The organism is Pseudomonas sp. 8(2025) (genome assembly GCF_052665325.1).
The window spans coordinates 25,001-43,576 of the sequence record NZ_JBQOIE010000021.1 but is presented as its reverse complement, the minus strand read 5'-3'; the positions used below and the strand labels follow the sequence as shown (position 1 = coordinate 43,576).

Here is an 18,576-nt window from a genome sequence, read left to right as displayed (position 1 = left end):
GTTCGCTCTTTCAGCCTTGATGGAGTATGGCCTGCCGCATGGGGGGCAGGCCCAGGCCGGTAACCTGTGGCGGTGAGGTCGTCGGGCCAGTGCTGCGTGGGCCGCAAGCCGCCGCAGGGCGACCTCCGCCGTTACCGATTGCGATGTGACAGCACTGTGCCAGTTCGGTTTCATCGCCGGGGGTGCCCGGGAGTGTTACCAAATCTTGCACGCTGCCGGTGAGCGCCGTTGCCTGCTTCCGGCCGGGCGCTGCGGGCCAGGTGTGGACGCCCGCCTTACCAGAACCAGTAAGGCAGGAATTTGGGAGTGGGTTCTTTGGCCAGTTCCAGATGATAGGTGATGGCGTTGAAGAAGAACCCATCCAGCAAGAGAAAGGCCGCCACGCCGAATGCCAGGACGATGACCTCGTAATGCCGGTGCCCGGTGTACTGCCGGCCGATCCAGTAGCGCACGCCGCTGAGCAGGGCAAAGCTTGAAAACACCCCGGCGAAGTCGGGCTGCAGGGGCCGGGCGGCAAAGCTGTTGTAGCCCAGCACCAGCAGCGCCAGGAACGCGCCGATGGTCGGCAGGTTCAGGCACAGGCGCAGCAGGCGTCTGCGGGTGGCGCTGAACAGGCCGTTGGGGTCGATGAAGATGTAGGCCGCCAGCAAAGAAATGGCCGGGGTGATGGACAGCACGTAACGCGCCTTCTTCGAGTTGGGGATGGTGAAGAACACAATCAGCACCACGAACCAGGCGCCCAGGTGCAGCAGCAGGCGCGGCGCCGACAGCGACGGGGCGCCGAGCCACTGGCGGCCGCTCCTGGCCATCACGCAGAGGGCGTAGAACGCCGTGAAGCTGTAGGTGATCAGCCCGGCGCTGAAGTAGAAGTAGTAGCGCGGCGAGTGATCGCTGGCGATCCGGCCCAGGCCCTGCATCTCCAGCACTTGCTGCATGAAGGCATCGCCGCCCTGCACGTGGGCGGCCCAGGCCAGTAGCGCGACCCCGGCGGCGAACAGCAGGCCGCTCACCAGCGAGAACCCGACCAGGGTTCGCCACTGCCGGCTCAGCAGGTAATAGCTGCCGACCACCAGTGCCGGGCCGATCATGCCGATCGGCCCGCGCAGGGCAAAGCCCAGGATCAGGCCGAGGAACACCAGCGCCAGGCGTCCGCGTTGCTGCTTGAGGTCGGCGGAGTAGGCCAGGTAGAAGCAGCCTGCGGTGATCAGGGCGGGGTAGATGTCCAGGGCCAGGGAGTTGACGCTATCCACGAAGGCCCAGGTGAACAGCGCAAAGAGCACGCCGCACAGGCCCCATTTGCGCTCATGCAGGGCCCCCAGCTTGTAGATGAACACCAGCATCAGCGACGCAGCGATGCAGAAGGGCAGGCCCATCGACAGCACGGACAGCTGGCCGAAGGGCAGCGACGCCAGATAGACCAGCACCGTGTTGGCAATGGTGTAGTCGGGGTAGGGCTGCAGATCGTCGGCAATGGGGAACAGCGTGATGCCGTGCTGCAGCATGTAGTCGGCAAAGTCGACGAAGCGCGTGGTGTAGTTGAGGACTGCCGGTTTGTACTGCAGCGCCATGAACAGCGCGAGGGCAATCAGGAAAATGCTTTGGCAGGGGCGCTGCAGGATCAGCTTTTTATAGTCTTCCATGCGTCCAACACGCAAAAAAACACCAATGATAGGGTGGCCGGCAGGCGAACGCCATCCACGCGCCGTGTTCGGGGCCGTTGCCGGCACCGGGGTTCAAGGCTCGGCAATCTAGCGCGCTCGGGGTTAACGCCCGGTATACGGGCAGGGGCTGATCAAGGGGGCGCGGCGCAGTGCGCGATTGGCCACGGGGCGACCGTCGCCCGCTGCCTTCGCCGCTGTCCAGGCGGGTCCTGGGACGGGCCCGGTGGCGGGTAGCGGCCCGGCAATCGGCCGCCCGCGGCGCCGTTCAGGGCCGTTGCGGCTTGACCGAGGTGCCGAAGGTGTTGCCCATGCGCACGCCGGTGGCCGCCGGCGTCGAGAGCCCGACCTGGTTCGGTGGGCGCTTGTTCACCGGGTCCTCCAGGGCCTGCTGGTTGGCCTGGGCCGCCTTCACTGCGTCCGGGTTGTTGCCCATCTGTTTGCTCAGGCAGTTGTAGTCGGGGGCCTTGTAGCCACCGACGCTGACTTCCACGCAGCCCTCGCTGGCTTCTTCGGCATGCAGCGTCCAGGGCAGGGCGCTGAGCAGCCACAGGGCTGCGCTGTATCGGCTTAATCGTTTCATCCTGGCCTCCTGGCTGGCCCGGGGAATCGGGCGTCGATGCCGGCCGAGTGTAGTGCAAAGCCCGGCCTGAAAAAGTGATGGTTTTTTTGCCGTGGCCGTAACACCAGATTCATAAACTGGCCTCAGGATGACGCTTTTCAGGGGTTGGACCGCAGTGCAGCGACGCAGAGCGCAGGTCGGGCGATGGACTTCATTGCACGGGGGCTTGGCGACCTGTGTGGTGGCGCTCGGGCTGCTGCTGTGGATGCCGGCGGGCTGGGCCCAGGGCCCTCCCGGCGGGCCGCCGCGGGTGGATTCACAGGCCCTGCTGGCACTGGAGATACCGGCGCAGAACCTGGCGGATGCCCTGGAGCTGTTCAGCCGCGCCACCGGGATGGCGGTGCTGGTGGACCGGGAGCTGACCCGGGGCCGGCGCTCGGTGGGGATCAACGGTCACTACAGCGCCCGGGAAGGCCTGAGCCGGTTGTTGGCCGGCAGTGGCCTGATGGCCCGCTACGCCCGCAGCGATGCTTTTACCCTGCAGGTGCCGCAGGCCACACAGCCGGCCGTGCAGCCCGGCGCGGCGGGCAGTCGTGCGGCGCGGCTCAACAGCAGCTACGCCAGCGCCCTGCAACGGGCGGTGGAACGCAGCCTGTGCGGCTCGGCGCTGACTCGGCCGGGGAGCTTTCGCGCCTTGCTGCAACTGTGGATCGGCGGCGACGGAGCGGTGCAACACAGCCGCCTGGTGAGTTCCACCGGCGACCTGCAACGGGATGAGGCGCTGGTGCAGCGCCTGGCCCAGACCCGGGTCGAGCGCCAGGCACCGAGCTCGTTGCGCCAGCCGCTGACCTTACTCTTGATACCGGACACGACAGGGAAACGCATGGACTGCAAGGAATGGGAAGGAGCTTCCGGGGTATGAAAAATACCGGACACAGTGCGATGGTCAGGCTGTTCCTGACGTCCTACGAGGATTTTCGGGTGCGCTTGCGCAGGCGCCTGGGGTCCGAGGACCTGGCCAACGACGTCCTGCACGAAACCTACCTGCGGGTCGACCGCATGGAAGAGCCGCCGAACCTGGCGCAACCCAATGCCTACCTGTACCGCATGGCGCTGAACATTGCCGCCGACCGGCGCCAGTCCGATGCCCGCCTGCTGACCGGCGATGAGGTCGAGGAGCTGTTGCAGATCGCCGACGAAGCCCAGGACCCCTCGCGGGTGGTGGGTGGCCAGAAGGAAATCCAGACCCTGCTCAAGGCCCTCTACGAACTCCCGGCGCGGCGCCGCAAGATCTTCATTGCCGCGCGCCTGGAAGAGGCGCCGCACCTGGAAATTTCCCAGCGCTTCGGCATTTCCACACGGATGGTGGAGAAGGAACTCAAGGCGGCCCTCGGCCATTGCGCCCTGCGCCTGGAAAGAAAAGTCATTCAGCGGTTCGGTCCCGGGGCCGGAAAACCGTCCTAGACAAAGAGCCCTGATCAATCCGTGAGTACCTGCGCGCTTGAACATTTTTAGCATCTCCACACCCCAGGCCTCGGCGGACCAGCAGTTGCTGAACGAAGCCCGGGACTGGCTGGTCCTTCTGACGTCGGGGCGGGCCACCGCCGCCGATGCCCGGGCGCTGCGCCAATGGTGCGGGCAAAGCCCGCAGCACGCGGCCGCCTTCGAGCAGACCAAGGCCCTGTGGCATTGCCTGCAACCGGCAGCGGCGCTGCTGGAGCAGCAAGCGCGGCCGCGGCACTTTGGCCGCCGGGCCTTTCTTGGCGGCGCCCTGGCGGCCTCGGCGGCGCTGTTCATGGTGCGGCTCACGGTGCCGGGCGGCTTTGCCGGATTGACCGCCGACTTTGCCACCGAAGTCGGCGAACAGCGCCGGGTGGATCTGGCCGAGGGCGTGAGCCTGGAGCTCAACACCCAGACCCGCATCAGCCGGCGTGACCTGGGCGCGGGCGAGCAGGGCATCGAACTGCTGGAAGGCGAAGTGGAAGTCTTCAGCCAGCGCCTGCAGCCGCTCAAGGTCCAGGCCGGCGAGGGCTGGCTCAGCGCGCGCCAGGCGCGCTTCAACCTGCGCAACACCGACCACCAGGTGTGCGTCACCTGCATCGAAGGCAGCCTGCAAGTGGACGTGGCCGGGCGCAGCATTGGCCTGGACAGCGGCCGCCAGCTGACCTACGACCCGCGCAGCATCGGCGAACCCCAGGTGGTGGACATCCACAGCGTGATCGCCTGGCGCGAACAGGTCCTGGTGTTCGACAACGCCAGCCTCAACACGGTGATCAGCGAGATCAACCGCTACCGCCCGGGAATGCTGGTGCTGCTCAATGCCGAACTGGGCAAGCGCAAGGTCCAGGCGCGTTTCAACCTCAACCAGCTGGCTGGCGTGGCCTTGCTGATCCGCGACGCCTACGGCGCCAAGTGCACCGAACTGCCTGGCGGCGTGGTGCTCCTGAGCTGATCCGCGAAACACCAACAGCCCCCTGTAGGAGCTGGCTTGCCAGCGAAGGGGCCGGCGCTATTTGCCGAATTCTCAGGGCCTGGCCGCTACGCGGTTCGCCGGCAAGCCGGCTCCTACGGGAGAGGGTTATTGCAACGGCCCCAGCACTTGCCGGTAGCGCTCTTCGCCCTGGGGCGTCTGGCGCACCAGGCGGATCTCCAGGCCCAGGGGGCTGTCCTGGCGGTTGCCGCTGAGCTGGCGCCAGCCTTTGTCGGCATCCCAGACCCGTACTTGCAGGTCGCTGACCCGGTTCAGCACCGCCACGCCGTCGCGCGGCGCGGGCAAAGGGTAGCGGTCGCGGGGCTCGGCCACGGCGCGGTACAGGGTGTCGCCCTTGAGCCACCAGCGCACCCGTTGCAGGCCATCCCCCGGGGTGGCGGCGCTGCGTATCACCTCCAGGCGAAAGCCCTTGCTGTCGGAGCTGCGCACGCTCAGCGGGGCCGGGCTGTCGGGCTCGGCTTCTTCGCTGTCGCCCAGGGCCGGCTCGCGCAGCTGGGTGCCGGCACGCAGGGCCACGTCACGTTCCAGCTGGTTGAGGGTGCGCAGCAGTTCTTCGGTCTGTTCGGTGCTGGCCTTGAGATGGCTGTCGGCCCGGGTGACGCTGTCCAGGCCGCGCCAGGCAATCAGGCTGACCACCGCCATCAGCATGATCGCCACCATCACTTCGATCAGGGTGAACCCCTGCTGCCGACGCTTCATGGCTGGGTCACCACCCGCAGTTGGCCGGCGGCGCTGCGTTCCAGGCTCAGGCTGTGCTGGCCGTCGGATAACACCAGGCGCAGCGGCGGGTTGATCCATTCGGCGTTCAATACCAGGCGCTGCCTGGGTTCGATGCGCACTTGCAGCGCCGGGGTTTCCCAGGCCCGGGGGCGCAGTTGGGGGTCGCCACGCAAGTCATCGATGCCGCCTCCGGATTCGCTGTGGCGGCTGAAGGCAAAGCCCTTGGCCGTGGCTCGCCAGGTGATCGGCCGACCATCGGCGCGGGCTTCGGCCTGGGCCACTTGCAGCAGTTGCGCCAGGCGCTCGGCGTCCTTGCGCAGCAGTTGCAGCGGGTCGGGCTTGATGCTCAGGCCCACGGCCGCGCTGGCAATGCCGATGATCACCAGCACCACCATCAGCTCGATCAGGGTGAAGCCTTGTTGCTTGCCTGCCTGCATCGGATTGCACTCCTTGGCCCTCGGACCAGCCTGCCAGACGCAGATGATCGTCCGGTGAAATAAAACCGTGAGAATTGAGCGGTAGGCTGGGGGCACGGACAAACAGGAGGTCCCCCCGATGCTACGTGCCATGTCATTCGCCCCGCGCCTTGATGCCCCTCGACTGCTGCAGTACGCGGCCTTGCTGGCGGCCCTGGGTGGGGTCGCCACCTGGTCGTCGCTGCTGCTGACCCCGGCCGAATCCCAGACCCCGGCGGTGGCGCCCCAGGTGCTGGCCGCGCGCTCCGACAACCCGGCCCTGCAGTGGTTTGCCAACCAGCCGGCCCAGGTGCAGATCAAGGTGTCCGGGGTCATGGCCGGGGCCCGTGGCGCAGTGGCGATCCTGCATCTGAACGATGGCCCGCCGCGCAGCTTCCTGGCCGGGGAAACCCTGACCCAGGGTGTGCGCCTGGCTGCGATCGAGGCCGACGGCGTGCTGATCGAGCGCGGCGCCGAGCAGTCGCGGATCAAGGTCAGCAAGCTGCCGGACTCGCCGGAGCTGCCGCGGTTGACCCGCTAGGCCTCACTGGCGTTGTACCTGCGGCCGGCTGACCAGGGTTTCCAGGCGCGCAAGCGGCGGCGCCTCGCGGCTGCGGTCGCTGACTTGCACCTGCACCCGCACCAGCCCCGGCGCACTGCCCGGGGCGATGCGGGTTTCGCAGCGCAGCTTGAGCCGTCCCTGGTCGCAGTCGAGGTTCTTCACGCCGCTGTTCAGGCGGCCTTCCAGGCGCACTTCGGCGACCCGGCTCTGGGCCGCCAGCAAGGCCAGGGATTTGTCCCGCAGCAGGCCATTGCTCTGGGTCATCAGGCCCGCCACGCGCACCGCTGCAGCCATCGCCACGGCAATGATGGCCAGGGCCACCAGCACTTCGATCAGGGTGAAACCAGCTTGTTTGCGCAGGGCTTGCATGGGCCGCTCGAGACCGGGAAACAGCCTCGCAGACTAGCCTGCGGGCTTGACCGAATGGCGACCGAAACTCCCGAGGTTTTTCAATACCACTGACATATCTTCTTGCAACACTGCGCGACGAATCGAACTTACGCCAAGGAATGTCGAGATGGATATCGCGCCTGTAACATCCCCGCCCCGAGGCCTGCGCGGCCAGCGTGGCTTCACCCTGATCGAGATCATGGTCGTGGTGGTGATCCTCGGGATCCTGGCAGCCATGGTGGTGCCCAAGGTCCTGGATCGCCCGGACCAGGCACGGGCCACGGCGGCCAGGCAGGATATCGCCGGGCTCATGCAGGCCCTCAAGCTCTATCGCCTGGACCACGGCAGCTACCCGAACATGAACCAGGGCCTGAAGGTGCTGGTGGAGCGCCCGGCCAATGCCAAGGACAGCAACTGGCGCTCCTACCTGGAACGTTTGCCCAATGACCCCTGGGGCCGCCCGTATCACTACCTCAACCCCGGTGCCAACGGCGAAGTGGATGTGTTTTCCCTCGGCGCCGATGGCCAGCCCGACGGCGACGGCGTGAATGCCGATATCGGCTCCTGGCAACTATAGGGCCGGTCGTGAAAGCCCATTCGCCCAGTGCGGCGAAGCAGCGTGGCATGGCCATCATCAGCGCCTTGCTGATCGCCGCGGTGGTGGCGGTGATCGCCGGGGGCATGCTTACCCGGCAAACCTCTTTCACCCGTGCGGTGGAAGCCGAACAGGCGCGGATCGTCGCTGCCGGGGTTCTTCAGGGCGGCCTGGAATACAGCCGGCAACTGCTCTGGGATGCGCGCCAGCGTGATGTGTTGACACGCCTCGACCAGGCCTGGGCGCGGCCCATCGGCGACCAGGCCCTGGGTGGATTCAACGCCGGGTTCCAGGGCCACCTGCAAGACCTGCAGGGCAAGTTCAACCTGCGCAATCTGGTGTTCAACCAGCAGGTGGATGCGGGGCAACTGCAGAGCTTCCAGCAGTTGTGCCAACTGATCGGCATCGACGGCGCCCTGGGCCGGCGCATCAGCCAGCGGGTGATCGCTTCCTACCCCCAGCGCCTGCAGGCGCCAGCCGCCACCAGCAGCCATGGCAGTTTCAACAGCGGTCGCCAGACCTCGGCAGGCGCTGCGGCGCAGACCCTGGCGCCCAGGCAGCCGATGCTGCGCAGCCTGGACGACTTGCTGGGCCTTGAGGGCGTGACCCCGGAACTGCTGGCGCGCCTGGAGCCGTACGTGAGCATCCTGCCGGGCAATACCTGGATCAACGGCAACACCGCCAGCGCCGAGGTGCTGGTGGCGGCGGTGCCGGGCCTGGATCTGTCCCGGGCCCGGGCCCTGGTGGCCGAGCGTGACGCCGGGCACTGGTTCATCAACCGTGGCGACTTCGTCAATCGCCTGCGCCTGCCGCAGTTGCAGGTGGACCAGATCAAGGTCGGCATCACCAGCGAGTGGTTCCTGCTTCAGGGCCAGGCCCGCCGTGATCAGCGCCGGGTCAGCCTGCAAGCGCTGCTGCACCGTCCCGAGGACCGCATGCCCCAGGTGATCTGGTCGCGGGTGGGCGCATGAGCCGCCTGCGCATCGGCCTGCCGCCCCTGGATTTGTTGCTCGGCACCGAGCAGCCGCAGCAGTGCCGAGTGGATTTTGCAAGGCTCGATCGTGGCGGGCGGGTCACGGATACCGGTTGCTGTGCCCTGGGCCAGTTGGGGTTGCCGGGCAAGGGTGACAAGCCGCCCGCAGTGGAGTGTTTCCTGCACCCACTGGACAGCCTGCTGACCCAGATCCCATTGCCGCAATTGCCCGCTGCGCGGATCAAGGCCGCGGTGGCCTGCGCTGCCCAGGCGCTGATCCTCGGCCCCAGTGAACAGATGCATGTGGCCCACGGCCCCCGGGATGCAGAGGGCCAGGTGGCGCTGAGCTGGCTGCCCCGGGAACGCCTGCAGGCCCTGGGGCGGCTGCTGGAGCAGGCCGGGTTGAAGCTCGCCGGCCTGTACCCGGCGCCCTACGCCTTGCCGGTGCCGCCCCCGGGGCAGATCAACCTGTGCCTGCTGGACGAGCAGTTGCTGGTGCGCCAGAGCGCCACCCAGGGCAGCGTGCAGCCCCTGGTGGCCGAGACCCTGGAGCAGTTGCGCGCCAGCGCCAGCGAGCTGTGCTGGATCGGCGAAGTGCCAGCGCTGCCGGGGCAACCATTGCCAGCGCCACAACCCCTGCCGGCGCAATTGCGCTGGAGCGGCACGCCGCCTTCCTGGGGCCTGCACAGCGGCGCGCTGGCCGGCACCCGCGCCCCCCAGGGCTGGGGCCGGGCCCTGGGCTGCTGCGCCCTGGCGGTGGCGGTCTGGGTGCTGGGCCTGAACCTGTACGCCGCCCGCGAGGCAGAGCAGGGGCAGCGGCTCAAGGCGCAGATGAGCCAGCGGGTGAAGCAGGTATTCCCCGAATTGCCGGTGGTGCTCAATCCGTTGCAACAGGCTCGCCAGCAACTGGCGGCGCGCCAGAGCGGCGCTGCGGCGGACCCGACCCAGGGCTTCGCCCACCTGCTGGCCCAGGCGGGGCTGGCCATGCCGTTCATGGTGGGCAGCGTGCAAAGCCTGGAGTTTTCCGGGCAGCGCTTGCAGCTCCAATTGTTGCCAGACACCCCGAAAACCGCCGACAGCGCCTGGCAGGGGGCCCTGATCCAGGCCGGCTACAGCGTCCAGGCCCAGGGCAATGGCTGGAGCCTGGCCCCGGGGCAGGCTCCAGCCGAAGAGAGCACAGCCGAGGCAACGGGAGAAGACAATGAATAAGGCCATGCTGGCGCCGTATCGGGCGCGCTGGTCGCGCCTGCGGGCCCAGGCCCTGGGTCACTGGAACGGCCTGGCCCTGCGGGAAAAGCGCTTGCTGGGGGCCACTGCCCTGGGGTTGCTGGGGCTGTTGCTGTGGTTGCTGCTGATCCAGCCGCCGCTGAAGAAGATCGACTACTGGCAAGCCGAGACACCCAAGCTGCGCTCCCAGGCCGAGGCCCTGGAAGTGCTGCTGCACGAGGTCGCGGCAGGCCCTCGCAATGCCCCGGGCGAAAGCCTGGAACAGGCCCTGCGCCTGGCCCTGGATGCGGCCGGGCTCCAGGGCCGCTACCAGTTGCAACACGCGGATCAAGCCGGCCCCGAGAGCTGGCGGTTGACCTTTGAGCAGGCCCCGGCGGATGCCGTGGTCGGCTGGCTGCTGGGGGCTCCCCGGCAGTTTTCACTGCAGGTGGTGGAGGCTCGTCTGCAACGCGCAGACGCGGCCGCCGCCCAAGACTCGGCAGGCACACTGTCCGGGACCGTTCGCATGGATCAGGCGCAGGGCGCTAAGGAAGCTTCATGAAGTGGTCAGGTTCCAACTACGTGCGCCAGTGTCGCAAGGCCGCACCTTTTCTGCTGCTGGCGCTGGGGGCTTGCAGCAACACCACCTCCACCACGCCGCCGCCCTTGCTGGTGGACAGCGAGCTGGGCCAGCCCCTGGCCGACACCCGGCGCAGCGGCGATCTGCTGGCGGACCGCGAGCGCTTGCAGGCGCAACAGGCGCAACAGGCGCAACGGCCGAAAGTCCTGCACCCGGTGACCAGCAGCAGCCGCGCCCAGGGCACGTCGCGCAGCACCAGCGTGCCGCGCAATCCTCTGGGGGATCAGCCGGTGCAACTGAACTTCGTCGACGCCGATATCCAGGCGGTGGTGCGCGCGCTGTCCCGTTCCACCGGCCAGCAGTTCCTGGTGGACCCACGGGTCAAGGGCAACCTGACCCTGGTCAGCGAAGGCCAGGTGCCGGCGCACCAGGCCTACGACATGCTGCTGGCGGCCCTGCGCATGCAGGGTTTCTCCGTGGTGGACGTGGGCGGGGTGGCCCAGGTGGTGCCCGAAGCCGACGCCAAGCTGCTGGGCGGGCCGATCTACAGCGCCGACAAGCCGGCGGGCAACGGCATGCTGACCCGCACCTTCCGCCTGCAATATGAAAATGCGGTGAACCTGATTCCGGTGCTGCGGCCCATCGTCTCGCCGAACAACCCGATCAATGCCTACCCGGGCAACAACACCATCGTGGTCACCGACTACGCGGAGAACCTGCAGCGGGTGGCGCAGATCATCAACGGCATCGACACCCCGAGCGCCATCGACACCGATGTGGTGGCGGTGCAGAACGGCATCGCCGTGGACATCGCCACCATGGTCGCCGAACTGCTGGAAACCCAGGGCGCCGATCAGACCCAGAAGATCAGCGTGATCGGCGACCCGCGTTCCAACTCCATCATCATCCGCGCCGGCAGCCCGGAGCGCACCGAACTGGCGCGCAACCTGATCTACAAACTGGACAACGCCCAGAGCAACCCCAGCAACCTGCACGTGGTGTACCTGCGCAACGCCCAGGCCGGCAAGCTGGCCCAGGCCCTGCGCGGGCTGCTCACCGGGGAAAGCGACAGCGCCGGCAGCGACGGCGCCCGGGCCATGCTCAGCGGCATGGGCGGCAACAGCCAGGGCGCCCAGGGCGCGAGCCAGAACAGCAGCGGCACGCCCACCGGCAGTGGCAACCTCAACAACAGCAGCAGCGGCAGTGGTGCCTACGGCCAGGGCAGCAGCGCCGGCCAGGGCGGCACGGGCCAGCAGAATGACCAGAACACCGCCTTCAGTGCCGGTGGCGTGACCATCCAGGCCGATGCCACCACCAACACCTTGCTGATCTCGGCGCCGGACCCGCTGTATCGCAACCTGCGGGAGGTCATCGATCAGCTCGACCAGCGTCGCGCCCAGGTGGTGATCGAGAGCCTGATCGTCGAAGTCAGCGAAGACGATGCCAGCGAGTTCGGCGTGCAGTGGCAGGCCGGCAATCTCGGCGGGCATGGCGGCTTTGGCGGGGTCAACCTCGGTGGCAGCGGGCTGGTGGGCACGCCGGCGAGCAAGACCAGCATCGACGTGTTGCCCAAGGGCCTGAACGTCGGCGTGGTCAACGGCACGGTGGACATCCCGGGGATCGGCAAGGTGCTGGACCTCAAGGTCCTGGCCCGGGCCCTGAAGAGCAAGGGCGGCACCAACGTGTTGTCGACGCCCAACCTGTTGACCCTGGACAACGAGGCGGCGAGCATCTTCGTCGGCCAGACCATTCCCTTTGTCACCGGCAGCTATGTGACCGGCGGTGGCGGCACCAGCAACAACCCGTTCCAGACCGTGCAGCGTGAAGAGGTGGGCCTGAAGCTCAATGTGCGGCCGCAGATCTCCGAAGGCGGCACAGTGAAGCTGGACATCTACCAGGAGGTCAGCAGCGTCGACCAGCGGGCTTCGGTGGACGCCGGCACCGTGACCAACAAGCGGGCAATCGACACCAGCATCCTGCTGGATGACGGGCAGATCATGGTGCTCGGCGGCCTGCTGCAGGACGGCTACAGCCAGAGCAACGACGCAGTGCCGTGGCTGTCGAACATCCCCGGGCTCGGGGTGCTGTTTCGCAACGACAAGCGCAGCGTGACCAAGACCAACCTGATGGTGTTCCTGCGGCCCTACATCATTCGCGACAGTGGCGCGGGGCGCAGCATTACCCTCAATCGCTATGACTTCATGCGCCGGGTACAGGGCCAGTTGCAGCCGGAGCGCAGTTGGGTGATGCCGGATATCCAGGCGCCGCAACTGCCGGCGGCGAGCAAGGCGATCCCCGGGGCAGTGCCGGTGTCCCTGCAGGGCGTACCGCAGACGCCGCGGGCGCCGATTCGCGCGGTGCCGGTGCAATGAACGGGGCAAAGGGGTCCCAAATCCGGGCTGCCAAGCCCTTCGTAGGCACCGGCTTGCCGGCGAAGCGGCCCGTGGATCGGGCGCTGATCTTGCTGGCGCCTGCGCTGGCAAGCCGGCGCCTTATGGAGGATGCCCCCATTCATTTCCAGGCCGTCGGCCATCGCGGGTTTCACCGTGGCAGCCCACGCAATGGCGCCGCACCCCACAAGGAGCCACAGCCATGACCACCCAGTTGCCCTACGCCTGGGCCAAGTCCCAGCGCATCCTCCTGCGCCACACCGAGCAGGGCGCGGTGCTGCTGGTGTGCCCCTCGACGCCTGGCTGGTCCATCAGCGAAGCCCGCCGCCAGTTCGGCCCGGCGCGCCTGGAACGGATTCGCGACGAGGAACTCGACGGCCTGCTGGCCACCGCCTACGCCGACACCGGCAGCGCAGCAGCGGTGGTCGGGGCGGCGGAGAACGAGGTGGACCTGGACCGCCTGATGCAGGACATGCCGGAAATCACCGACCTGCTGGACACGCAGGACGGCGCCCCGGTAATCCGCATGATCAACGCCTTGCTCACCCAGGCCGCGCGGGACGAGGCCAGCGATATCCATATCGAACCCTTCGAGACCCATTCGGTGGTGCGCTACCGGGTCGACGGCACCCTGCGCGACGTGGTGTCGCCACGCAAGGCGCTGCACGGCGCGCTGGTGTCGCGGATCAAGATCATGGCCCAGCTGGACATCGCCGAAAAACGCCTGCCCCAGGACGGGCGCATCGCCCTGCGGGTGGCCGGGCGGCCCATCGATATCCGTGTGTCCACGGTGCCCACCGGGCATGGCGAGCGGGTGGTGATGCGCCTGCTGGACAAGCAGGCCGGGCGCCTGCAACTGGAAACCCTGGGCATGGACCCGGACCTGCTGGCGCGCCTGGATACCCTGATCCGCCAGCCCCACGGCATCGTCCTGGTCACCGGGCCCACCGGCAGCGGCAAGACCACCAGCCTCTACGCGGCCCTGGCCCGGCTGGATGCCAGCACCAGCAATATCCTCACCGTCGAGGACCCGGTGGAATACGACCTGCCGGGCATCAGCCAGATCCAGGTCAACGCCAAGATCGACATGACCTTCGCCCTGGCCCTGCGGGCGATCCTGCGCCAGGACCCGGACATCATCATGATCGGCGAGATCCGCGACCTGGAGACCGCGCAGATCGCGGTCCAGGCCTCGCTCACCGGGCACCTGGTGCTGGCGACCCTGCACACCAACGACGCGGTATCGGCGGTCAACCGCCTGATCGACATGGGGGTGGAGCCGTTTCTCCTGGCCTCGTCGATGCTCGGGGTGCTGGCCCAGCGCCTGGTGCGGCGCCTGTGCAGCCAGTGCAAGGAGCAGGACCCGGCCAACCCCGGCACCTGGCGCCCGGTGGGCTGCCCGGCCTGCAACCACATCGGCTACAGCGGGCGAACCGGGATCCATGAGCTGTTCTGCATCGATGACGATGTGCGCAGCCTGATCCACCAGGGCGCCGAGGAGCAGGCACTGCGTGCCGCCGCGCGCCGGGCCGGGATGTTCAGCATGCGCGAGGACGGTGAACGCTGGGTGCGCAGCGGCGCCACCGCGCCGGAAGAAATCCTGCGTGTGACACGGGACGCCTGATGAATCGCTATCGCTATGAAGCCGCCGACGCCCTCGGCAAGATCGAATCCGGGCACCTGGAAGCCGACAGCCAGGATGCGGCCTTCGCCAGCCTGCGCAGCCGCGGCCTGACCGCCTTGCTGGTGCAGCTCGATGGCAACGGCGGCGACGGCGGAGCAGGGGGGCTGCTGCGCCCCAGGCTCTCGGACAACGACCTGGCCTGGGCCACCCGCCAGCTGGCCAGCCTGCTGGGGGCCAGCCTGCCGTTGGAGGCCGCGCTGAGCGCCACGGTGGAGCAGGCCGAGCGCAAGCACATCGCCCAGACCCTGAGCGCGGTGCGCGCGGATGTGCGCAGCGGCATGCGCCTGGCCGAGGCCCTGGCGGCGCGGCCCAGGGATTTTCCGGAGATCTACCGGGCGCTGATTGCCGCCGGCGAAGAGTCCGGCGACCTGGCCCAGGTCATGGAGCGGCTGGCGGACTACATCGAAGAGCGCAACGGCCTGCGGGGCAAGATCCTCACCGCCTTTATCTACCCGGGGGTGGTGGGGCTGGTGTCCATCGGCATCGTGATCTTCCTGCTCAGCTATGTGGTGCCTCAGGTGGTCAGTGCCTTCTCCCAGGCGCGCCAGGACCTGCCGGGGCTGACCCTGGCCATGCTCAATGCCAGTGATTTCATCCGTGCCTGGGGCGGCCTGTGCTTTGCCGCCATGGTCGCCGGGTTCTGGGGCTGGCGGGTGTACCTGCGCAACCCCCGGGCGCGCTTGAACTGGCACAGCCGGATCCTGCGCCTGCCGCTGATCGGGCGCTTTGTCCTGGGGCTGAACACCGCGCGTTTTGCCTCGACCCTGGCGATCCTCGGCAGCGCCGGGGTGCCTTTGTTGCGGGCCCTGGAAGCGGCGCGCCAGACCCTGTCCAACGACCGCCTGAGCCAGAGCGTGAGCGAGGCCACGGCCAAGGTGCGCGAAGGCGCCAACCTGGCGGCGGCGCTGCGGGTGGAAAAAGTCTTTCCGCCGGTGCTGATCCACCTGATCGCCAGCGGCGAGAAGACCGGCGCCTTGCCGCCGATGCTGGAACGGGCGGCGCAGACCCTGTCGCGGGATATCGAGCGCCGGGCCATGGGCATGACCGCCTTGCTCGAACCCTTGATGATCGTGGTGATGGGCGGTGTGGTGCTGGTGATCGTGATGGCGGTATTGCTGCCGATCATCGAGATCAACCAGCTGGTCACCTGAACCGCACGACTCAACCCGACCTGACCCCGTCCGGTCCGGTCCGGCCCGGTCCGTAGGCGCTGGCTTGCCAGCGAAGGCGTCGGCAGCGGCGATGCAGGGCTGGCGGGCCTCTTCGCCGGCAAGCCGGCTCCTACGAGAGCGAAGCGGTGGTGCGAAGCACAGGGCAGGGCAGCCATAAAATTTCGCGCCGCGTGCCTCACTCCCGACCGGGCAACGGGCCAACCTCGGGTTCCTCGTTCTGTCATGTTCAGACCCGGTGGCCAGCCCCCTCGGCGCTTGCAGGGCAATGCCGCTTCCAGCCCCGGCAACCTGGCGGTCATTTTCCCGGGAAAGGCGCGAAAACCTCCGACAAACACCCGAGAATCTTTTGCAAAAACAGCCGCTTTCTCCCGAGGTTTTTTCCTTTATCTGTCACCGGAAACTGCGAACTTCTCTCCCCATGGCCTCACCCATCAAGCCGTCTGGATCAAGGCTTCTGGCCCGAGTGCCATGGCGTCATGCAAGAGCTATTCACCCAACGTACGAACACGACGAAAGGAGATTCTTCATGTTTAAGCGCAACGTTCTCGCGGCATCCCTGACCCTGGCTGCCCTGTGCTCGGCACAGGCTGCAATGGCTGATATCAACGGTGGTGGCGCAACCCTGCCACAACCGCTGTACCAGACCGCTGGCGTACTGACCGCCGGCTTCGCTCCCTACATCGGCGTAGGCAGCGGCAACGGCAAGGCTGCCTTCCTGAACAACGACTACACCAAGTTCGTGGCCGGCACCACCGGCAAGAACGTGCACTGGGCCGGTAGCGATTCCAAGCTCACCGCTGCCGAATTGAACAGCTACGCCACTGGCCACCAAGCGGCCTGGGGCAAGCTGATCCAGGTGCCTTCGGTGGCCACTTCGGTTGCCGTTCCATTCAACAAGGCCGGCACTGCTGCCGTTGACCTGAGCGTCAACGACCTGTGCGGCGTGTTCTCGGGCCGTGTTTCCGACTGGAGCCAGATTGCAGGTTCGGGCCGTACCGGCGCCATCACCGTGGTTTACCGCAATGAAAGCAGCGGCACCACCGAGCTGTTCACCCGCTTCCTGAACGCCAAGTGCGCCGAGACCGGCACCTTCGCCGTGACCACCAACTTCGCTTCCAGCTACTCGGGCGGCCTGCCTGCCGGTGCGGTTGCCGCTGTTACCAGCCAAGGCGTCATGGACGCGCTGAACGCTGGCGACGGTCGCATCACCTACATGAGCCCGGATTACGCCGCGCCGACCCTGGCCGGCCTGGACGACGCTACCAAGGTGGCCAAGGTGGCTGGCGTTTCCCCGGCGCCTGCCAACGTTTCCTCGGCTATCGCCGCGGTTGCCGTGCCTGATACCACTGTTCGTGGCGACCAGAACCTGTGGGTTCCTGTCTTCACTTCCCAGGCCAACATCGACGCCAACCCAAGCGACAAGAGCCTGCGCCTGTACCCAACCAGCGGTTACCCAATCCTGGGCTTCACCAACCTGATCTTCAGCCAGTGCTACGCCGACGCTAACCAGACTTCGCAAGTACGGGCTTTCTTCAGCCGTCACTACGGTGCCCTGGTGAACAACGACACCGCCATCAACAACAACCGCTTCGTGCCTCTGCCAGCTGCCTGGAAAACCGCAGTACGTGACTCGTTCGTCACTGCCTCCAGCGGCCTGAGCATCGGTAACGCCAGCGTCTGCAACGCCATCGGCCGTCCGCTGTAACTTTCGCGTCCGATACCTGCAGCACCCGGATCAGCAACGGTTTCGACCGTTGCTGATTTTTTTCATGCTCGGCACAACGGTCCGGCACGAGTGCTCGCCCGTCCTGATACGACAGGAGTCATGTCATGTTCAAAATGCATTGGTTAGCCACGTCACTGGTGGGCAGCGCCCTATGTGCCCAGTTGGCCCTGGCGGATATCAACGGTGGCGGGTCGACGCTGCCGCAGTCGTACTACCTGGCGCCCGGGGTACTGACGGCGGGTTTTGCGCCCTACATCGGCTCTGATCTCGGGGACAAGGAAGCCTTTCTGAACAACGACTACAACCGCCTGATTCCGGGCGCCCCTACTCGGAACGTGCACTGGGTGGCCACTGAATCGAAGTTGAGAGGCAGCGAGCTCGACGGCTACTCCATGGCCCATGGCGCGAGCTGGGGGCCGTTGATCCAGGTGCCCGTCGCCGCCACGGCGGTGGCGATCCGCTTCAACAAGGCCGGCATTGGCAACCTGGACCTGAGCGTCAATGACGTGTGCGGGATCTTCTCGGGCCGGCTGGACCGTTGGGAGTACCTGTCGAGCGGTGCAGGCACTTACGGACCACTGACGGTGGTCTACCCGCAAGGGCCCAGTGGCACCACCGAGCTGTTTACCCGTTTTCTCAATGCCAAGTGCTCTGAACCGGCCGGGCCTTTCGCGGTGACCCGGTTCTTCGCCAACGCTTATCCAGCCTCGGTGCCACAGACCGCCAAGAGCGCGCAGGGCAGCCCCCAGATCATGGAAGTGCTCAATGCAACCCCGGGGAGTGTGACCTTCATCGGTTCGAGCCACGCATCCAGCACCCTTGCCGGGCTGGAAGATGGCAGCAAGGTAGCGCGGGTAGGGGGGATAGCCCCGACACCGGCGAACATCGTCAACGCCATCAGCCTGATCAGCCCGCCGACGGCGAACCTATCGACCGGCCCGTTCAGCGACCCCATCAGGTGGGTACCGGTGTTCGCCGCTTCGTTCGATGGCAATGACCCCTCGGTGGTGCCATTTCCCAGCGTCGGTTATCCGATCCTGGGCTTTAGCACTGCGATTTTCAGCCAGTGCTACGCCGATGCGACGCAAACCGCCCAGGTGCGGGCGTTCTTTGCCCGCCAGTACGGTTCGCTGGTCACTAACGATGCGGCACTGCTCAACAACAACCTGCAACCCTTGCCGGCGATCTGGAAGGCCGCGATACGGAACGCCTTCGTGACGCCCGCCAGCCTGCGCAGTATCGGCAACCCCAATATCTGCAACGCCATCGGCCGACCTTTCTAGCCGGCCAGCGCCGCTTGCCCCTGCCTGCCGCCGTGGCACGCAGGGGCAGGGGCGACACCCTGCACCCCAAAGATGAATTTTCCGTGACATCCGTTCGGTCGCGCCTCGCGCCAACGGCCTATCCCCTAA

At 67.0% G+C, this 18,576-nt stretch carries 18 protein-coding genes; 13 read left to right on the top strand and 5 right to left on the bottom strand.

What is annotated here, in order from left to right:
* Positions 1 to 275 precede the first annotated feature (275 nt).
* Positions 276 to 1,640, bottom strand: a complete 1,365-nt coding sequence (locus tag ACUXVH_RS28460) for an ArnT family glycosyltransferase (RefSeq protein WP_445496495.1) — start codon at positions 1,638 to 1,640, stop codon at positions 276 to 278.
* A 286-nt stretch (positions 1,641 to 1,926) separates the two neighbouring features.
* Positions 1,927 to 2,241, bottom strand: coding sequence for a hypothetical protein (locus ACUXVH_RS28455; RefSeq protein ID WP_011061037.1), 315 nt, complete (start codon positions 2,239 to 2,241; stop codon positions 1,927 to 1,929).
* A gap of 244 nt (positions 2,242 to 2,485) precedes the next feature.
* Between ACUXVH_RS28455 and ACUXVH_RS28450 the strand changes: the two genes are divergently transcribed.
* From ACUXVH_RS28450 to ACUXVH_RS28440, 3 genes are read left to right on the top strand one after another with little or no spacing between them, the layout of a single operon-like run.
* Positions 2,486 to 3,142 (top strand): STN domain-containing protein, encoded by a 657-nt coding sequence (locus ACUXVH_RS28450; RefSeq protein WP_050783811.1) that lies wholly within the window; start codon positions 2,486 to 2,488, stop codon positions 3,140 to 3,142.
* The gene (locus ACUXVH_RS28445) at positions 3,139 to 3,684 is read left to right on the top strand and encodes an RNA polymerase sigma factor (protein WP_011061039.1); all 546 of its coding nucleotides are present in this window, start codon (positions 3,139 to 3,141) and stop codon (positions 3,682 to 3,684) included. The genes ACUXVH_RS28450 and ACUXVH_RS28445 overlap by 4 nt, the downstream gene beginning before the upstream one ends.
* A gap of 37 nt (positions 3,685 to 3,721) precedes the next feature.
* Positions 3,722 to 4,672, top strand: a complete 951-nt coding sequence (locus tag ACUXVH_RS28440) for a FecR family protein (protein ID WP_053158187.1) — start codon at positions 3,722 to 3,724, stop codon at positions 4,670 to 4,672.
* A gap of 126 nt (positions 4,673 to 4,798) precedes the next feature.
* Here the strand turns inward: ACUXVH_RS28440 and gspJ are convergent, their stop codons facing one another.
* Positions 4,799 to 5,410 (bottom strand): type II secretion system minor pseudopilin GspJ, encoded by a 612-nt coding sequence (gspJ, locus tag ACUXVH_RS28435; RefSeq protein WP_015635429.1) that lies wholly within the window; start codon positions 5,408 to 5,410, stop codon positions 4,799 to 4,801.
* Positions 5,407 to 5,868 (bottom strand): GspH/FimT family pseudopilin, encoded by a 462-nt coding sequence (locus tag ACUXVH_RS28430; RefSeq protein WP_011061042.1) that lies wholly within the window; start codon positions 5,866 to 5,868, stop codon positions 5,407 to 5,409. The genes gspJ and ACUXVH_RS28430 overlap by 4 nt, the downstream gene beginning before the upstream one ends.
* Positions 5,869 to 5,998: 130 nt before the next feature.
* On the opposite strand from ACUXVH_RS28430, the gene ACUXVH_RS28425 reads away from it, so the two are divergent.
* Positions 5,999 to 6,427 (top strand): type II secretion system protein N, encoded by a 429-nt coding sequence (locus ACUXVH_RS28425; RefSeq protein WP_011061043.1) that lies wholly within the window; start codon positions 5,999 to 6,001, stop codon positions 6,425 to 6,427.
* Positions 6,428 to 6,430: 3 nt separating this feature from the next.
* Here the strand turns inward: ACUXVH_RS28425 and gspI are convergent, their stop codons facing one another.
* On the bottom strand, positions 6,431 to 6,817 hold the full coding sequence (gene gspI / locus ACUXVH_RS28420) for a type II secretion system minor pseudopilin GspI (RefSeq protein ID WP_011061044.1): 387 nt from the start codon (positions 6,815 to 6,817) through the stop codon (positions 6,431 to 6,433).
* Between the two features lie 148 nt (positions 6,818 to 6,965).
* On the opposite strand from gspI, the gene gspG reads away from it, so the two are divergent.
* The 9 genes from gspG (at position 6,966) to ACUXVH_RS28375 (ending at position 18,447) form a co-directional block, all read left to right on the top strand.
* Positions 6,966 to 7,415, top strand: coding sequence for a type II secretion system major pseudopilin GspG (gene gspG, locus ACUXVH_RS28415; RefSeq protein ID WP_011061045.1), 450 nt, complete (start codon positions 6,966 to 6,968; stop codon positions 7,413 to 7,415).
* An 8-nt stretch (positions 7,416 to 7,423) separates the two neighbouring features.
* A complete protein-coding gene (gene gspK / locus ACUXVH_RS28410; protein ID WP_019094873.1) occupies positions 7,424 to 8,404 on the top strand; it encodes a type II secretion system minor pseudopilin GspK in 981 nt (326 codons plus the stop codon).
* On the top strand, positions 8,401 to 9,615 hold the full coding sequence (gene gspL / locus ACUXVH_RS28405; RefSeq protein WP_445496490.1) for a type II secretion system protein GspL: 1,215 nt from the start codon (positions 8,401 to 8,403) through the stop codon (positions 9,613 to 9,615). Before gspK ends, gspL begins: the two co-directional genes overlap by 4 nt.
* Complete coding sequence (gspM, locus tag ACUXVH_RS28400; protein ID WP_019094875.1) at positions 9,608 to 10,174, top strand: type II secretion system protein GspM; 567 nt, start codon at positions 9,608 to 9,610, stop codon at positions 10,172 to 10,174. The genes gspL and gspM overlap by 8 nt, the downstream gene beginning before the upstream one ends.
* Entirely contained in the window at positions 10,171 to 12,564 is a 2,394-nt protein-coding gene (gspD, locus tag ACUXVH_RS28395; RefSeq protein ID WP_445496488.1) for a type II secretion system secretin GspD, read from the top strand. The genes gspM and gspD overlap by 4 nt, the downstream gene beginning before the upstream one ends.
* A 220-nt stretch (positions 12,565 to 12,784) precedes the next feature.
* Positions 12,785 to 14,206 carry a type II secretion system ATPase GspE gene (gspE, locus tag ACUXVH_RS28390; protein ID WP_015635436.1) on the top strand — a complete coding sequence of 474 codons (1,422 nt, stop codon included), beginning with the start codon at positions 12,785 to 12,787 and terminating at the stop codon, positions 14,204 to 14,206.
* On the top strand, positions 14,206 to 15,417 hold the full coding sequence (gene gspF / locus ACUXVH_RS28385) for a type II secretion system inner membrane protein GspF (RefSeq protein ID WP_019094876.1): 1,212 nt from the start codon (positions 14,206 to 14,208) through the stop codon (positions 15,415 to 15,417). Before gspE ends, gspF begins: the two co-directional genes overlap by 1 nt.
* A 547-nt stretch (positions 15,418 to 15,964) precedes the next feature.
* On the top strand, positions 15,965 to 17,143 hold the full coding sequence (locus tag ACUXVH_RS28380; protein ID WP_065363919.1) for a substrate-binding domain-containing protein: 1,179 nt from the start codon (positions 15,965 to 15,967) through the stop codon (positions 17,141 to 17,143).
* Between the two features lie 125 nt (positions 17,144 to 17,268).
* Positions 17,269 to 18,447: a substrate-binding domain-containing protein gene (locus tag ACUXVH_RS28375; protein WP_011061053.1), complete on the top strand. Its 1,179-nt coding sequence runs from the start codon at positions 17,269 to 17,271 to the stop codon at positions 18,445 to 18,447.
* The last annotated feature ends 129 nt before the right edge of the window (positions 18,448 to 18,576 follow it).

Coding starts and splice junctions, on each gene's coding strand:
- ACUXVH_RS28460 (WP_445496495.1), bottom strand. CDS start 1,640: ATGGAAGACTATAAAAAGCTGATCCTGCAGCGCCCCTGCCAAAGCATT.
- ACUXVH_RS28455 (WP_011061037.1), bottom strand. CDS start 2,241: ATGAAACGATTAAGCCGATACAGCGCAGCCCTGTGGCTGCTCAGCGCC.
- ACUXVH_RS28450 (WP_050783811.1), top strand. CDS start 2,486: ATGCCGGCGGGCTGGGCCCAGGGCCCTCCCGGCGGGCCGCCGCGGGTG.
- ACUXVH_RS28445 (WP_011061039.1), top strand. CDS start 3,139: ATGAAAAATACCGGACACAGTGCGATGGTCAGGCTGTTCCTGACGTCC.
- gspJ (WP_015635429.1), bottom strand. CDS start 5,410: ATGAAGCGTCGGCAGCAGGGGTTCACCCTGATCGAAGTGATGGTGGCG.
- ACUXVH_RS28430 (WP_011061042.1), bottom strand. CDS start 5,868: ATGCAGGCAGGCAAGCAACAAGGCTTCACCCTGATCGAGCTGATGGTG.
- ACUXVH_RS28425 (WP_011061043.1), top strand. CDS start 5,999: ATGTCATTCGCCCCGCGCCTTGATGCCCCTCGACTGCTGCAGTACGCG.
- gspI (WP_011061044.1), bottom strand. CDS start 6,817: ATGCAAGCCCTGCGCAAACAAGCTGGTTTCACCCTGATCGAAGTGCTG.
- gspG (WP_011061045.1), top strand. CDS start 6,966: ATGGATATCGCGCCTGTAACATCCCCGCCCCGAGGCCTGCGCGGCCAG.
- gspL (WP_445496490.1), top strand. CDS start 8,401: ATGAGCCGCCTGCGCATCGGCCTGCCGCCCCTGGATTTGTTGCTCGGC.
- gspM (WP_019094875.1), top strand. CDS start 9,608: ATGAATAAGGCCATGCTGGCGCCGTATCGGGCGCGCTGGTCGCGCCTG.
- gspD (WP_445496488.1), top strand. CDS start 10,171: ATGAAGTGGTCAGGTTCCAACTACGTGCGCCAGTGTCGCAAGGCCGCA.
- gspE (WP_015635436.1), top strand. CDS start 12,785: ATGACCACCCAGTTGCCCTACGCCTGGGCCAAGTCCCAGCGCATCCTC.
- gspF (WP_019094876.1), top strand. CDS start 14,206: ATGAATCGCTATCGCTATGAAGCCGCCGACGCCCTCGGCAAGATCGAA.
- ACUXVH_RS28380 (WP_065363919.1), top strand. CDS start 15,965: ATGTTTAAGCGCAACGTTCTCGCGGCATCCCTGACCCTGGCTGCCCTG.
- ACUXVH_RS28375 (WP_011061053.1), top strand. CDS start 17,269: ATGTTCAAAATGCATTGGTTAGCCACGTCACTGGTGGGCAGCGCCCTA.